The organism is Komagataeibacter medellinensis NBRC 3288, assembly GCF_000182745.2.
In the GTDB taxonomy this organism is placed as follows: Bacteria; Pseudomonadota; Alphaproteobacteria; order Acetobacterales; family Acetobacteraceae; genus Komagataeibacter; species Komagataeibacter medellinensis.
Genome location: NC_016027.1, coordinates 469,736 through 485,804, shown reverse-complemented (window position 1 = coordinate 485,804; position 16,069 = coordinate 469,736). Strand labels below are relative to the sequence as shown.

11 protein-coding genes and 2 pseudogenes are annotated in these 16,069 nt (G+C 59.8%); 6 read left to right on the top strand and 7 right to left on the bottom strand.

All coding sequences use genetic code 11. The features are described from left to right. Positions 1-252 precede the first annotated feature (252 nt). Entirely contained in the window at positions 253-1,026 is a 774-nt protein-coding gene (locus tag GLX_RS02105) for a YoaK family protein (RefSeq protein WP_014104396.1), read from the top strand. Between the two features lie 279 nt (positions 1,027-1,305). On the opposite strand, the gene GLX_RS02100 is transcribed toward GLX_RS02105, so the two are convergent. Next, positions 1,306-2,904 carry a B12-binding domain-containing radical SAM protein gene (locus GLX_RS02100; protein WP_041247558.1) on the bottom strand — a complete coding sequence of 533 codons (1,599 nt, stop codon included), beginning with the start codon at positions 2,902-2,904 and terminating at the stop codon, positions 1,306-1,308. A gap of 543 nt (positions 2,905-3,447) precedes the next feature. Between GLX_RS02100 and GLX_RS02095 the strand changes: the two are divergent. From GLX_RS02095 to GLX_RS02075, 5 genes and pseudogenes are all read left to right on the top strand, one after another. Beyond that, positions 3,448-4,386: pseudogene (locus GLX_RS02095) on the top strand (MFS transporter); the annotation flags it as partial. A 108-nt stretch (positions 4,387-4,494) separates the two neighbouring features. Next, positions 4,495-4,854: an IS66-like element accessory protein TnpA gene (tnpA, locus tag GLX_RS02090; RefSeq protein ID WP_007400224.1), complete on the top strand. Its 360-nt coding sequence runs from the start codon at positions 4,495-4,497 to the stop codon at positions 4,852-4,854. Next, entirely contained in the window at positions 4,851-5,198 is a 348-nt protein-coding gene (tnpB, locus tag GLX_RS02085) for an IS66 family insertion sequence element accessory protein TnpB (protein ID WP_010510701.1), read from the top strand. Before tnpA ends, tnpB begins: the two co-directional genes overlap by 4 nt. A gap of 63 nt (positions 5,199-5,261) precedes the next feature. Then, the gene (gene tnpC / locus GLX_RS02080; RefSeq protein ID WP_007397838.1) at positions 5,262-6,872 is read left to right on the top strand and encodes an IS66 family transposase; all 1,611 of its coding nucleotides are present in this window, start codon (positions 5,262-5,264) and stop codon (positions 6,870-6,872) included. A 27-nt stretch (positions 6,873-6,899) separates the two neighbouring features. Continuing rightward, positions 6,900-7,160, top strand: a pseudogene (locus GLX_RS02075) (MFS transporter); the annotation flags it as partial. 341 nt (positions 7,161-7,501) lie between these two features. Here GLX_RS02075 and GLX_RS16950 read toward each other — a convergent pair. The 6 genes from GLX_RS16950 to shc form a co-directional block, all read right to left on the bottom strand. Next, complete coding sequence (locus GLX_RS16950; protein WP_014104392.1) at positions 7,502-8,554, bottom strand: glycosyltransferase family 32 protein; 1,053 nt, start codon at positions 8,552-8,554, stop codon at positions 7,502-7,504. A 178-nt stretch (positions 8,555-8,732) separates the two neighbouring features. Then, entirely contained in the window at positions 8,733-9,476 is a 744-nt protein-coding gene (locus GLX_RS02065; protein ID WP_014104391.1) for a pirin family protein, read from the bottom strand. Between the two features lie 9 nt (positions 9,477-9,485). Beyond that, positions 9,486-11,006: an efflux transporter outer membrane subunit gene (locus GLX_RS02060; RefSeq protein ID WP_014104390.1), complete on the bottom strand. Its 1,521-nt coding sequence runs from the start codon at positions 11,004-11,006 to the stop codon at positions 9,486-9,488. Positions 11,007-11,010: 4 nt separating this feature from the next. Then, positions 11,011-12,087, bottom strand: coding sequence for an HlyD family secretion protein (locus GLX_RS02055; protein WP_014104389.1), 1,077 nt, complete (start codon positions 12,085-12,087; stop codon positions 11,011-11,013). A gap of 16 nt (positions 12,088-12,103) precedes the next feature. Beyond that, positions 12,104-13,735, bottom strand: a complete 1,632-nt coding sequence (locus GLX_RS02050; protein ID WP_014104388.1) for an MFS transporter — start codon at positions 13,733-13,735, stop codon at positions 12,104-12,106. Positions 13,736-13,931: 196 nt separating this feature from the next. Further along, on the bottom strand, positions 13,932-16,034 hold the full coding sequence (gene shc, locus GLX_RS02045) for a squalene--hopene cyclase (RefSeq protein ID WP_231850378.1): 2,103 nt from the start codon (positions 16,032-16,034) through the stop codon (positions 13,932-13,934). Between the last annotated feature and the right edge of the window lie 35 nt (positions 16,035-16,069).

Below are 16,069 nucleotides of genomic sequence, written 5' to 3'. Positions count from 1 at the left end.
AATGCAGTGACTACGGTACGCTCCAATATGGATCGGACCGCTTAGGCATGAGTGCCGTCCGTGCCGTTACCTAGCAATCTGCTTGCAGGCTGCTTCCTGCCCTCTCCCCCAATTCCAGTCAGCCGTATCCGACGTAGACGTAGGGTGTAATTGTGCATCGAACCTGACGCGTAGACAGGCTACATTGCATCATGCCGCCTGACTTCCAGTCATCACGCGCAGTCAGGGTCGGGGGAAGAACAGGAGAACCCGGTGCTTGTTCACGAAGGTGCTGAGCGCAACGCCATAATCGACCGGCGTCTTGGCTGCTCGCTTGCCGCCATTGCGGGCGCGGTCAATGCCGCGGGCTTTCTGGCGGTCGGCTATTACTCCGCCAACATGACCGGAAACGTCTCCTCACTCGCCACCGGCCTGCATGCAGGCCATATCGGGGCCGTTCTCTCCTGCTGCGGGCTGGTTCTGGCCTTTGTGGCTGGCGGGGTTCTTTCAGCATTGATGGTCAATGCCGGTCGCCGCCGTCGCCTGCCTTCCATCTATGCGCGCAGCATCCTGCTTGAAGCCAGTCTTCTTGGCGTGCTGGGACTGACAGACATGCTGCTTTCCGCACAGCCACGCGGCCCCATGCTGGCCTACGGACTGAGTTTCCTGATGGGGTTGCAAAATGCGACCGTCACCCGCATCTCTGGCGCGCGGGTGCGTACTACCCACATGACCGGCATGCTGACCGATGTCGGCCTTGAACTGGCTGACTGGATGGACTCCTTCTTCCACCCCGTCGAACCCGCACAGCTAGCCCGGACCCGTGAACGGCTTGGACTGCATGCCGCGATTGTCGTCTCCTTCACCACCGGCGGTATTACCGGGGTGTTTCTTTATGGCTGGTGGTCGGCCCTGTTCCTGCTGCTGCTGGCAGCGGGCCTGGCCTGCCTGTCCCTACCCGGTGCGGTGGCCCCTACGGGGGCGGCTCCGCCCGCCGTCACCGCAATGGAGCGCACGGGAAACCAGCAGGCAGGACGGTGTTCATGATCTCAAGCCCTATGGACCGTATCCAGAGCAAATCCGGTTTGAATGCGTGCATTCAAATCGGTGAAGATACTCGTAAAAACAATCAACTGGAGCATTTTCACCGAACCGGTTTTCGGTGAAAATGCTCCAGTCTTGCATGCCAGGTACCGGGTTAACAGACCGCCGACACGATTGCCACGCGGTCAAGCAGCCTACCCCTGACCGCCTGCCCATGCTGTCACGATTGGTAAAGGATGATAGGGGCCGGAACAGGCGACCAGCAGGCGGGATTCCAGCGCTTCAGGCCGGTTCAAGCACTGCGTCGGCGGGCCGGACGCGCTCGTACACGGGCCCGCGCCCTGCATCCACATCCGCGATCTCGCGGTCGATTTCACCCCTTACCTGCCGTGAAAACGGGCCAAGGTGCAGGTAGAGCGCGCTGGTCATGACCACATAAGGCACTGCGCGGGGATTATGCCACACGCAGTCAAGCAGCATGCGCCAGAATGGCCCCGCCGTTCCCGGTCCGGCGCGGTGAATGCGCAGGAGCAGGCGCATGAAGCTGCGCAGGTCCCCCCGCTCCATACGGTGGGGCCGCACGCGGCGCAGCATCCGGCCCAGGCGCCGTACGCGGCCGAAATAGGCCACCGGGTCATAGATCGCGGCCAGGACCGTGCGGTAATCATCCAGCACGTCGCGCCGGGGGCGCGTAGTCTCGAAGTTCAGGCCCGCGGTGCACTGGTCGCCTGAGTGCGTCTGCCCGTCATCGGCAAAAAGCCGCCCTTCGGCGCGCAGGCGGCGGGTCAACTGGGTGGTAGGCAGGGCATAAAGCAGCCCCACCATGCAGACAGGGATGGCTGTATCCTCGATACAGTCGATCATGCCCCTGGCAATGCTGCCCTTTTCGCTGTCGAACCCTACAATGAAGCCTGCATTAACGAAAATGCCGGCACCATGGATCGTAGCGATGCTCTGCTGCAGGCTGCGCCTTGTGTTCTGCTTTTTCTGCGTCATGACCAGCGTGTCGGTGTCCGGGCTTTCGATACCGATGAACACGGCAAAGAAATTGCTGGCGGACAGGCTGCGCAGCAGGTCGGCATCATCCGCCAGGTTGATCGAGGCTTCGGTGGAAAAGGCGAATGGATATTTCTTCCCTTCCTGCCAGTGCTGCAGGGCGGGCAGGAACTGTCTGAGCGCTTTCTTGTTGCCGATCAGGTTGTCATCCACAAAATCCACATGCCCCCGGTAGCCCAGCGCGTACAGGGCATCGAGTTCCGCCAGCACCTGCGTCGTTGTCTTGGTACGGGGTACGCGACCGTAGAGTTCGATGATATCGCAGAATTCGCAACTGAACGGGCACCCGCGCGAAAACTGCACGCCCACATGCAGGTACTGGTCCAGCTTGAGCAGGTCGAAACGCGGCAGCGGGCTTTTTGTAACGTCGGTCTTGCCCATGGGCGCCTCGAACACGCCGTGGCGCTCCCCCCTGCGCCATGCGGCGATGAAATCGGCCATGATCTCCTCGGCTTCGCCCAGAACCTGAAAATTCGCGGCTGCGTAAAGCGCGGGGCTGGAGGTGACATCCGGCCCGCCCACCATTACCGGCTTGCCCGCTTTTATGCAGCGTTCGATCAGATCCAGCGCATCGTTGCGCTGGGGCAGCATGCCACCGGTCATGACCAGGTCGGCCCACGCGAAGGCCGCATCATCAAGCGGTTCGGTATTGCGGTTGACCAGCCTGATTTCCCAGTGTTGGGGCAGAAGGGCGGCCACCGTGACCAGCCCTAGCGGCGCCGCCGGATAGCGTGCGCCCGACAGGTCACAGGCTTCCGTGTAATTCCAGAACGATCCCGCATTGAAAAGCGGGAAGACCATCAGGACCCTGCAACCATCCGTCATAATGCGCGGGCCGCGAAGTGCCATGCATGGGCGCGGGCGGACTGCATGCCGTCCCGCCCGCAGGGGGCGTGTACGCTCCCCGGCAGGTCACGGTGCAACGTGAAGGGTAACATGGCTGGCAAGCCTTTCGTATCGGGGGCAGAAGGTCCGGGGCCATTGCCGCCCTGCCTCGCAGTGCAGGGCTTGCACATCGTGAGCAGGATCGGGGTCCGTAACGGATTGTAATATTACAGGGGTAGGCAATGCGAGGAGCGGCAAAGCCGCGCAGACCGGGCTGCATGCAGGTCGAGGCCGATTGTTCGGGGGCCGAACTGTCAAGTCCTAACCTGACGAATTTCCACCGTCAAGTTCATCGCATCCCGGCATGAAGCGGATCTGATAGGGCGGCCAGCTACGCATCCCGCACGCGCCTGTCATGCGTGCCCCAGACGGACAACTTTGTGTTGCGCGCGGTTATGGCCTGTTTCATTGCCGCGGCGGGAGTGCCAGAAGGGAGATGGACACCGGCACGTCTTGCCATACCGTAGCCAGAACAGGTCGCCCATGCTTTTCAAGTCCCTGCCCGCCCCAGCCGTAATCGGGCTGTGGGCTCTGTTTGCCTGCACCTTTACCGCACTAACCAGCGAGGTCGCCCCCGTGGGCATCCTGATCGACATGGCGCGCGCCTTCCATATTGCGGAAGGCAAGGCGGGGCTTGCCGTTAGCGCCTTTGCGCTCATGGTGGCAGTGGGTGCGGTGCCGCTGACCATCCTGACCGCGCATATTGATCGCAAGCGGCTTATGGTGGTCTCGCTTGCGGGTTACGTACTGTCCAACCTTGTCATGGCCATGGCACCCACCTTCGTGCTTGTCTGCGCGGGGCGGATGATTGGCGGGGTGGCGCATGCGCTGCTCATGTCCATCGTCTCGGCCTATGCCGCGCGCCTTGTGCCGCAGGCCATGACAGGACGGGCCATTTCGTTCGTGTATGGTGGCACTTCGCTGGGTGCTGTGCTGGGGGTTCCGGGCATGGCGGCGGCGGGGCAACTGGTGGGCTGGCGGGCGGCCATGTTCACGCTGGCGGGGCTTTCGATGGTCCTTACTCTGTGCATCGCGTTTTTCCTGCCGCCAGTTTCCTCCCCCGTGCAGGTGCGCGAAACCCTGCCAGCCATGCGTTCGCACCGGACCATGCGCATCTTCATGGTTGTGGTCGTTGTGAACGGGGTATTCTTCATTGCCCACAACCTGCTCTACACCTACGTCACTCCGCTGCTGCTTGACCATGGCCTGCCCGGTGGGGCGCTGAGTGCCGCGCTGCTGCTGATCGGTGGCACCAGCATCCTTGGCCTGTGGGGTGCGGGGCAACTGGTGGACCGCAACCCGGCGGCGGGCGTGCTGGCAGGCGGCCTTGCCATGCTGGCGGGCATGGGGCTGATGTACGGGCACATCATATCGGGCTGGGTGGCGGTGGGAGCCGTGGGGCTGTGGTGCATCGGCTATTCGTAACCGGCCGTTTGAGGCCGCCTTATGATTGAGGATTGTGACTGGTAACTTACCGTCGTTAACGACGTCGTTAACGACGTCGTTATTGACGTCATTTGAGAGGTAAGAATGACCCAGGAAATCCTGATTGGCGTTGAACGCCGCCGCCGCTGGTCGGATGAACGGAAGCTGGCGATACTGGCTGAAGTTGGTGTGGATGGAGCAAGTGTATCGGATGTGGCACGTCGACATGACCTGACCCGCCAACATCTTTACCAATGGCGGACGTCATTCCGTCAAAGACTATCTTCCCCAGATCAGTCTGTGGCGTTTGTTCCTGTTGCTTCAGTGACGACACCTGCTGTGGCATCTGGCGGTGATCCTGACGAACTGGCCATAGTGCTGCGCAATGGCCGTAGTATCAGGGTGACGGGACATCCTGCCGAAGATCTTCTGGCCCGGGTCATCCGGATTGCGGAGACGGCATGATTGGCGTGGGCAACGGCGTGCGTGTCTATCTGGCCTGCGGGGTGACCGATATGCGCAAGGGCATATCGGGTCTGGCAGCACTGGCACAGGACGTGCTGCGTCAGAACCCGACATCAGGGGCGCTCTTTGCCTTTCGTGGTCGCCGTGGGGACAGGATCAAGCTTCTGATGTGGGACGGTCAGGGGTTCTGTCTTTATTACAAGGTGCTTGAGAAGGGACGTTTTCCATGGCCGTCTCCGGCAGAGGGCGTTGCACGCCTGACGACAGCACAGATGGCCATGCTGTGGGAAGGCATGGAGTGGAGACGCCCTTCCTGGTCTGCACCACCGTCTCGCGTGGCCTGATTTTTATGGCGTGAGAGTGCAGAACATTTTGAATTTTCTTAGGTTTTCTGCTATTTTTTCATAATGACGTCTGCACCTGCGGTCCTGCCTGATGATCCGGATACCCTGAGGGAAATGATTGTTTCCCTGCAGACCGAAGTGGCTCGGCTTTCTGCGTCAGCCCGTGCGTATGAAGCTCTTGTCCAGTCTCTCAAAATCCGGATCGCACGTCTTCAGAAACAGAAATTCGGGGCCAGTTCAGAAAAGATAGACCGTGAGATTGAACAACTCGAACTGCTCCTTGAAGATGTAAAAATCGCCATCGCGGCAGCCGATCCTTCTCCTGATATCAGGGAGCATGATGTCAGCGATGATGCACTCTCTCCCCCACGGCAGCGTGGCAAACCAAAGGTTTCTGACACGACACCACGGGAGCGTATTGTTCTCGACCCAGGTGAGGCCTGTCCTGCCTGTGGCGGTCCCCTGCGTCTTGTAGGCGAAGATGTCACCGAAATACTGGACTTTATTGCGGCAAAACTGAAAGTTGTCGAAACGGCACGGCTGAAGAAATCCTGCCGTCACTGCGAAACACTGGTGCAGCCTGAAGCACCGTCGCGCCCTGTCCCACGGGGGATGGCTGGCACCGGGCTTTTAGCCCATATCCTGGTCTCGAAATTCGATGACCACATTCCGCTTTATCGTCAGAATGAGATCTTTGCCCGTCAGGGTGTGGACATTCCCCGTTCAACCCTGATCGACTGGTGTGGTCAGGCCGTTGCCGTTCTGCGTCCTCTGACAGATCTGATCCGTCAGGATGTCGTAAAGGCAGACCTGCTACATGCTGATGATACACCCATCCAGGTTCTTGACCCCCGTCTGCGTCAGGCTGGCAAACCCCGGGGCGTGAAGGAAGGGCGGATCTGGAGCTATCTGCGCGATCCCCGCCCATGGGGAGGGAGTGATCCGCCCGCCGTGGCCTACTGGTTCTCTCCCGATCGCAAGGGGATCAATCCCCAGACCCATCTGGCACAGTTCCGGGGCATTCTGCAGGCTGACGCCTACGCCGGGTTCAGGGATCTGTATAAACCAGACGCAACAGGAACCGTGCACGTGCGCGAAGCGGCCTGCTGGGCTCATCTCCGCCGGGCCTTCCATGATGTCTGGAAGGGCAGTGATTCGACAATCGCAAGGGAAGCACTTGAACAGATCGGAGAGCTCTACGATATCGAGCGCCAGATCACCGGACACCCGGCCCCGTATCGTCTGGCTGTCCGACAGGAACAAAGCCGCCCCCGTGTCACAGCATTCCACGCATGGTGCGAAACACAGCTTGCCCGTATCCCTGGAAAGGGGGAACTGGCAAAAGCGATCCGTTATGCGCTCAACCGGTGGAAGGCCTTTACCCTGTTCCTCGAAGATGGTCGTGTCGCCATCGACAACAATCCTGCCGAACGCGCCATACGGCCCGTATGCGTGGGGCGAAAAAATTATCTCTTTGCCGGATCCGACACCGGGGGCGACAACATCGCTGATGCCATGACGCTTATCGAAAGCGCAAAACTCTCCCGGCTTAATCCGCACGATTACCTCGCCGACGTCCTGGCCCGTATCAACGAGCACAAGATCAACCGGCTCCACGAACTGTTGCCATGGAACTGGAAACCCGTGAATACACTGCACAGACAGGCCGCATAATCAAGGCGGCCCAGAGCGGCCGGTTACGGCTATTCGGCGCTGATCCCCTTTGTCATGTCCGGTGCGATCCGTGCGCGCGCAACCCGCCCCGATGTGGCGGGGGCTGCGATCAACTCCGCCAGCAATGTGGGCATCCTGCTGGGATCGGCCATAGGGGGGCAGGTGCTTACGGTGTACGGCTTTGGCGTGCTGACCCCGCTTGCCATCGCCATTGTGGTGTGCGCGCTGGCCGTAGCATTGTGCAATCCCGCCGCCTTCCCCCACAGCCTGCCCGCGCATGAAGAATAGGCGCGCACTCCCCCCTTCGCGCACAAAGGTATTGTCGGGAAGTTCCTTTTCCATCCGGTAAACCGGCCTGTCATATGGTCTTGGCGCCCGAGCGCTTTACGATAACCGGACTATGCCGGTTGCAGCGAAGCAAAGGGCTGCAGGGGCGCAACAAGCATAATGTATTGTGATATGATACCAGGCCGTGGGCTTTGTAAGAAAGTTCCCAACGCTGTGTCACCGCCCATATGGGACGGGAAACATGACAGGATTAAGCCGTAAAAAGATGGACTGAATTCCCTTTTCCAGATGTGGTTTCATTTCAAAAATTTATACAACCTATAATGACTGGCGATTTCAATTCAAAGAACAATAGGTGTATTTTCTTTTGAATAATGAGTTTTAAATAACTTATCGTATCCATTAATAAAATTATATATAAGACCAGATTCATGATAATCAAAAAATCTATGTCTGTATTTTGTGATGTTTTTATTAATTGATGTTGTGTACACGTAAGGTCCGGTTAATCTTAATACGCCAAGTTTACCACACCCGACATAGTCTTCCCTATATTTATGAATCCTTGTTATGGTGTCATTAATGACAGATTCAAGGAATGGATGCCCTTTTGCAGCTATTATATGCCATTGTTGATATTCTCCGCCATCAAAGCTTTTCATTTCCGGGCCAAGGCCGCACCCTTCATGCGGTTCCCCGTGTCCGTTCTTCCAGCGAGACAGCAGGTATTGGTCGTCTGGTCTGATAAATGAATCAAGCGGATTACGGGTCGTAGCCTTTATATCAAGGTATACCCCCCCTTTTTGATAGATGCACAGATACCGGAACAGATCAGCGCGCGCCGCCCCATAACGTGGGTTAATCTGTAGGTATAGTTTAAGGATTTCCCATCCATAAAAATCATATATGAAATCAAGAATATCCTTTGCATCATATCGGACATATTCCCAATCGGGATTCATTTTACGAAGCTGTTCCGAAGCGGTTTCAAACGCGGATGGTAACTGACCATTGAGAAAAATCTGGTGCACGGTCCTGCTGATATGATTTGTCTGTCTCTTGCGGGGTATCCTGATGCGGCCTTCCTGAATGGAGACGTAGTTTTCAATGGGCATAAGTGTGAATTTTTCCATGGCAAGGCAATCTGTTCGCCAACTGATTGCACCGCCAATATCCGCACACATGAACTGACCATTGGAGACGATTACCCAGGAATCGCCTTCACGCCGGGTTTCAATATCATGCAGTTTACTGAAACCTTCAGGCGCACGTATAATATGACCATCAATATCAAAGCATAAATCAGGATACACTTCTTCAGGATAGGCATGATAAAAATTGTTATCGCCAGATACTGAAACAACAGTTCCGAAATGACTAGACATAAGAAACATTCATGGCGCCCATTTATGATTCTCATATAATGTTATTTAAATATATTAATTTCCAGATAACGCGCATTGATAATGATTATTGTTCAGCCGATCTGGGTGAAAATTATAAAATAAAGTTAAATATTCCAAATAACATTCATATTATTGATATTAAATTCTTATATTGAATATAATCCTGTTAAAATACAGAAGTATCAGCCCCCACATCAACCAGCAGCACCACCGCATCGGCCCGCGCGATTATGGTCAGATCAGTTACCTCTGCCAGTGCTGCGGCATCGCCATGCTCCAGGACCGCCGCGCCAATGCCGATGCTGCCTGACACCACCACAAGATAGAGATCACGCCCATTGCAGGTACTATAAGCCGCCCCTTCCCCTGCCGGAATCGCGGCTTGGGCCAGGCGCGCGCGCGCACTCAGTGCCACAGGCGCGCCATCGGCCACGGCACCACTTTCCTCGGGATCATCCTCGGGAAAGCCGGAGGCCAGCAGAACAAAGCCGCCATCGCCGCCGGGCAGGCCAGCACGGGTTTCCTGCGCGGGTGTCGTGCCCTCAATATCAGCCAGTAGCCAGAACTGGATGATACTGGCCCCCTGTGGCCCGGCGCACCATTGCACTGCCGCGCACCCGTTTCCCGTACTGGCCAGATGCACGCCGCCTGCCCCCAGTTGCTCGGGTTCACACCCATCCATCTGCGCGCTCAGGCTGCCTGCCTGCACCCATGTCACGATATCGACACTGGCTTCCTGTCCCAGCCGGTATGTCTCCCCTGCCCCCAGTATACCCAGGTTTACGGCACGCAGGCGGCCCTCATGCACATGGGCCGGGTCGGTATAGTCGGCAAAGGCGAAGTGGCAGCGCAGTTCAAGGCCGTCCGAGTGCGCGGTGCCAAGCGTTGCAGCCCGCCTTATGTCCATCATGTGCGGGTCTCAACCATGTTTTTTCGCCTTCTTTTCGGGGTAGAGGTCCTGCCACCCGCCGCCGACCGCACGGTACAGGCGCGTGACGGAATCTGCCACATGCGCGCGGGCATCGGCCTGCGCACTCTGGGCGGCCAGCAATGCGTTCTGCAATGTCAGCACGTTCAGGAAGTCCGATGATCCCTGCACGTATTGCAGCTTGGCCGTTTCCACCGCAATCTCGTTCTCGTGCACGGCCTGGGTTAGTTCGTCACGCCGTTTCTGGGCTGCGGTAAAGTCGGCCATCGCGTCATCTATTTCCTGCCATGCCTTGAGTACGGTGCGCTGGAACATCGTGGCTGCCTCCTTCTGCTGGGCGCGGCGCAGGTGCAGCTGCCCAGTCAGGCGGCCACCTTCAAATATGGGCAGCGTTGCCGTGGGGCCAAAGCCGTACTGGCGCGATGCCCACGATCCCAGTCCGCTAAACTGTAGGGCCTGCACGTCAAGGCTGCCCGAAAGCGTGATGCGGGGGAAGAAATCGGCAATCGCCACGCCAATGCTGGCCGTTGCAGCATGTAGCCGGTCGGCTGCCATGCGGATATCGGGGCGGCGTTCGGCCAGTTCGGACGGCAGGCCGACCGGAATGGTGGCAGGTACCACCGGAATGGGGGCTGATGCTCCCAACTCGGCATCGAGCGCGCCGGGTTCGCGCGCTACAAGGAAGCTCAGCGCATTAAGCAGGTGCGTGGCCTGCGCCTTCAGCGGTGCAAGGCGGGCGGTGAAGGTATGGAGTTGTCCCGTTGCCTCCGCTACGTCCAGCCGTGTGGCCGCGCCCTGCTGCAGGCGCATGGTGGTCAGGCGCACGCTGTTGGTGGCGATGGCAATGTTATGTTCAAGGATACCGATCTGGGTTTGCGTTGCGCGCAGGTCGATATAGTCCTGTGCGGTTTCCGCCATGAGCGAGACAAGGATGTCACGCCGCATTTCTTCGGTAGCGTGCATGGCGGCGGTGGCGGCTTCCACCTGCCGGCGCACATGGCCCCACAGGTCCACTTCCCATGATGCATTCATGCCATATTGCGGAAGGTTGAACGACGGGTTGCCCACACTGCCTGGCAGGGCGGTGGGGCCAAAGCCCTGTGTGCCCGATGCGATGGAACCCGTGCCCTCACGCTCCATCGTGCCCAGCAGCCCCAGCACGCCGTTGGTGCTGGCACGCTCGCGCCCATAGGATGCATTGGCTTCGGCATGCGGGAACTGGGCGGCGCTGGCAATACGCCGTTCCGCCTGGCTCTGCATCAGGCGCAGGCTGGCTGCTTTCAGGTCAAGGTTGCTTGCCGCCACCTCTCCTTCCAGCCGGGTCAGCAGCGGGTCGTTGAACAGCGTCCACCATTGCGGGTCGGTGGAGGCGGTGCTGACCGTGCTTTCGGCCGGGGGCTGGGTTTCACGCCATGTAGCTGGTGCCTTGACATGTGGCTTGTGATAAGTGGGGCCAACCGTGCAGGCCGCCAGCGCAAGTGCCGACAGCCCCACAAGCGCGAAACGCTTCATCGCCTTACTGCCACACATAATGGGCATCACTGGCATGCGGGCCTTCGGGTTTTGAAGATGTATCGATATTGACCTCAACCGACATGCCGACACGCACACGGGCGGCCAGTGGCTGGCCGGGATCAAAGGTCAGTTTGACCGGTATGCGCTGCACCACCTTGGTAAAATTGCCGGTGGCATTATCTGGCTGGATGGGGGCAAAGGCCACGCCGGTGGCAGGTGCGAGCGAGTCCACATGCGCCTTGAGCGGATGACCGGGAAAGGTATCGACCCATATGGTCGCGGCCTGCCCGGTCTGCACCTTTGTCAGTTGCGTTTCCTGAAAGTTGGCCAGAACGTAGGCTTCATGCGTGGGCACCACGGCCAGGATGCCGGTGCCCGCATGCACGTAGTTACCCACGCGCACGCCGCGCGCGCCCACTACGCCATCCATGGGCGCGGGAATGGTGCAGTAGGACAGGTTCAGTTCGGCCTGCCTTTCATCTCCCTGCGCGCGCAGCAGCATGCCACGGGCGCGTTCAAGCTGGCCCTTCAGCACATCCACCTGTCTTATGGCGGCATCCACGCCAGCGCTCTCGCGTGCTATGGCGGCCTGGGCTTCCTTTTCCTGCGCTTCGGAATGCTGCTTCTGCTCGATCGTGCCCGCCCCGCCTGATGACAGGTTGCGGTACCGCGCGGCATTGAGGCGGGCAAACGCCAGATCGGCTTCATCTGACTGAACAGCGGCGCGCGCGCCCGCAATCACCGCATCCTGCCGGGTCAGTTCGGCCTCGAGGTTGCTGACATCGCCCTGTGCCGCCTGCCGGTTGCCGCGTGCCACATCAAGGGCGGCGCGATAGTCGTCATCCTCGATATGGGCCAGTTCTTCGCCAGCATGAACCTGCTCGTTATCCTGTGCGATCACGCGGTCTATGCGGCCCGAAACCTTGGGGGCGACGGTGGGGAAATCGGCCGTGACGTAGGCATCGTTGGTGTACTGGTTTATGCCATCACCATTGACCAGCCGCGCGCCCCCCCAGGCGACAAGGGCTAGCACGACAGCGGTGCAGCCTGCGTAAAGCAGCGGTTTCCTGTAGATCATGATCGGTAATTCCGGGTTAGCGGGCTGGAGCGGAGGGTGAAGGTGCGCGTGGCGGATAGACACGGTGCGGCAGGACAAGGTTCATGACGGCATAGAAAAGGCATACCCAGATCAGGATGTAATAAATATCGTTCAGCGCCAGTACGAGCGCCTGCTCATGTACGTAGGTGTGGAACACCTGCAGCGCGTTGCGCGCTACATGCGCGCTGTCGGGTGATGTGGGGGCAAGCTGCTGACTGATCGGGTCGCCCATGCCCTGCAGCGCAAGCCGGTGGGTGCCGTGGTGGTCGAGCAGCATGGTGGAATGGTACTGCTCGCGCCGCCGCGTCAGCGCGCCAAATATGGCGAACGCCACCGCATTGGCCAGGCCCTTGAGTATGTTCACCATACCCGAGATGAATGGCCCGTCGGCTGGTCCCATGGCCATGGTGGCCAGCATGAGTGTCGGGATGACGGTCATGGGCTGGCCAAAGACCTGCAGCACCTGAAGCAGGTAGAAATTGTCGCGCACCCAGTCCACTGTAAGCCACGTACCCAGCCACGCCGATGCCGCAAGGCACAGCATGCCACCTGCCAGCACGAACCGGCAGTCCACCCGGCGGCTGTTGCAGATGGCGGCGATGAGCGGCAGCATGATAAGCTGCGGCAGCGCCACCACCAGCGAGACCGGGGCCGCCTGTATGGGCCGGTAGCCGCGCACGCCCTCCAGATACACGGCCGGGATGTTCCCCATCATGGCGCAGATGGCCAATATGCCCACCAGTGACAGGAGTGACGCCTGGATATTGCGTGAGCGCCAGTACTGGATGCGGAAATACGGGCTGGGATGATACGCCTCGTTGATGACGAATACGATGAACGCCGCCCCACCCCAGAAGGCAAGGTTGGTAATGACCGGGGAGCGGAACCAGTCCAGCCGGTCGCCCTGATACAGTACGATCACGAGCGAGCAGATGGCGGGCAGGCCCACAAGGACACCCAGCCAGTTGAACTTCTCGAAGCGTTCAAAATGCATCGGGTCGCGCGGCAGGCCGTAGGCCATCATGGCGATGGCGAGGGCTGCCGTGGGTATGATTTCCCAGTACAGCCAGTGCCAGCCTACATGTTCAAACCAGAAGGCTTCCAGCGGCAGGCCAAGGTTGGGGCCGAAGGTGGCACTCATGGCATAACCGCCAATGCCAAATACCCGGATGGGCGGCGGCAGGTATTTGAGCATGACGGTCATGAGCACCGGCGGCAGGCAGCCGCCCGCCAGCCCCTGGAAGGCACGCAGGATGCACAGCGATGTGACATCGGGCATGAAGGGTGCGGGGATGGACAGCAGTGCCAGCATCGCCGTCATGAAAATGGAGAAGCGGTAAATCGAGAATGTCATGTAGAACCACGGCGTGAACGCCATGGCGGCAATGTTGAACGCCTCGTATATCGCGATGACCCACGTACCTTCATCGTGGCCGATATGCATGGCGCCCCGGATATCGGACAGGCCGATTTCGGTCACATGCTCGTTAAAGCCCGCCACATGGACCGCCAGCAGCATGCCAAGGCAGCCAATGACCGTCCGCACGCCAAAAGGCGGGATGTAGGATGGCCGTGGCGGCGCGGCATGGATGACCGGCCCGTCGGCAGTTGGGGCAGAGGTATTCATGCCCGCACTTGATCCCGATGCGGGCCGTCCCGACTACCCCCATTTGTGACAGGCGACGATTTCGATTTTCGGAATGGAAAGATAACAAAAGTGTTTGGGCGCTGCCTTTTTTCCCCGCAGACAGCGCCCTGTGAAGCTTTTTGAAAAACGCTTCACCAAAAACTTTTCAACGCTTTACGCCATCAGGCTGCGGGGATCAGCCCGCCGCCTTGAGCACACGCGCCGCCCGGCTGAGCGCCATGATGGGAAATAACTGGCGGTACAGGTCATAGCGCAGCATGAACGCACGCGACAGTTCCGCCCCCTGCTGCAACCGTTTGGACAGGGCCGGGTCATCGAGCCGGATGGTCTGGCCCACCCCATAGCCGGGGAAGCCGGTGCCGGTGAACTCCTTCTCATCCCACCGCCCGTCGGGCTGTTGCAGGTCGATCAGGTAGCGGCAGCCGCGCACGATGGCGTCATGGTCCTGCCTGCGGTTGGCCGCCACCAGTCCCATCAGCGCCCACGCAGTCTGCGATGGGGTGGTGGGGCCACGGCCGATGGAGGAAATTTCCATATACGATGCACAGCTCTCGCCCCAGCCGCCATTCTCCTGCTGGCAGCCCACCAGCCAGTCACAGGCTTTGGCGATGTAGGGCTGGGTCATGTCCTCGCCTATCGCGGCAAGGGCGGGCAACACCGCACCCGTGCCGTACAGGTAGTTGACACCCCAGCGCCCGAACCATGGTCCTTCCGCCGCCTGTTCGGCACGGATATAGGCCAGCCCGCGCCGGATGGCGGGCATGTCGCGCGGCAGGCCCAGCAGGCCGAAGGCTTCCAGCACATGCGCTGTTACATCGACCGATGGGGGGTCAAGCGCCTCGCCAAAATCACAGAACGGTATCTTGGCCAGAAGGGAGCGGTTGTTGTCCTTGTCAAACGCGCCCCAGCCGCCGCTTTCGCTCTGCATGGCCACAAGCCAGTTCACGCCACGCTTGATGGCGGCCTCCACCCCGCGCGCCTGCCATTCGGGGCGGTTACGGCACGATGAAAGGGCGATCAGCGCCACCGCCGTATCATCCGTATCGGGGTAGCGGTCATTGGCGTATTCAAACGCCCAGCCGCCCGGCTCTACATCCGGCAGCTTGATGGACCAGTCGCCCTTGACCCGTACCTGCCGGTCCAGCAGCCAGCCCATCGCCTTGTCCATCTGCGGGGTGAAGCGGGTTTCGCCATCAGCATCGTGCAGCGCCATCAGGGCCAGCATGGTATCCCATACCGGGCTATTGGTGGCCTGAATCCAGCTTGCATCGCCGCGATCATGCCGCCAGCCCGGATCGTTCAGTGCCGAAAGCGCCTTGGCCATGACAGGGTGGTGGAACTGGTAATCCTCGCCATGCAGCGCCATCAGGCCATAGACCCATGGCGGCTGGATGCCGCCCCAGCCGCCATCGGCATCCTGGTGGCGGATGATCCATTCCAGCATGTGCCGGATCGCGGCTTCACGCACGCTGTTTTTCTTCAGCACGCGCGATTGGAGCCAGTGCAGCCCACGGTCGGTTGTACGGAAGAAGCTGGCCCACAGGTCCCGCCCTTCCTTGCGCGGCAGTTCGTAGTCAAAATTCGCGCGCCCGCCGGGAAACAGCGCATCCAGCCGGTCCTGCGGGCGCAGGGGGCGTGCGGGTCTGCGGGCGGACAGGATGGCCAGCGGTACCAGCGTTGCCCGCGCCCACTGCGCAAAGTTGTAGATGGAAAAGACGAAGCTGTTGGGAAACCAGATGACTTCGGGCGGCAGGTTGGGTGTCTTTTCCCACGGCCATTCCCCAATCAGGGCCAGCCAGTAGCGGGTGAACACGCGGATATTGCGCAGCCCCCCCTTGCTGGCAATCCATTCGGCCGCCCGGGCCAGCGTCGGCTCGTCCGCCCCGTATCCCAGCGAACGCAGGGCGGCATAGGATTCCACCGTGGCGTTGATGTCGCCATTGCCTGCACCGTAATAAATGCCCCACGACCCGTCCTCGCGCTGCATTTCCAGCAGCGCGTGGCCCAGGCGCGGGCGCAGCGGATGGTCTTCAAGGCCAAGGAACCACAGGGCCAGGCACCATTCGGCCTCCATCGAGGCATTGGATGCAACCGGTCCCACCCAGTGGCCATCGGGTTTCTGCTGGCCGATCAGCCAGTCACAGGCGGCGGAAATGGTGTGGCTCAGGCTGTTGTCAAGCGCGCGCGGGGACCCGGTCGGCGCTTGCTGCGTGGTGCTGGCGGCGGGGCCTGCCGTGCCAGAAGCCGTGGGGGGGAAAGGACGACTTTCCTTGTTCATTTTTTCCGTACCTGTGAGAAATGTCATGATGGGTC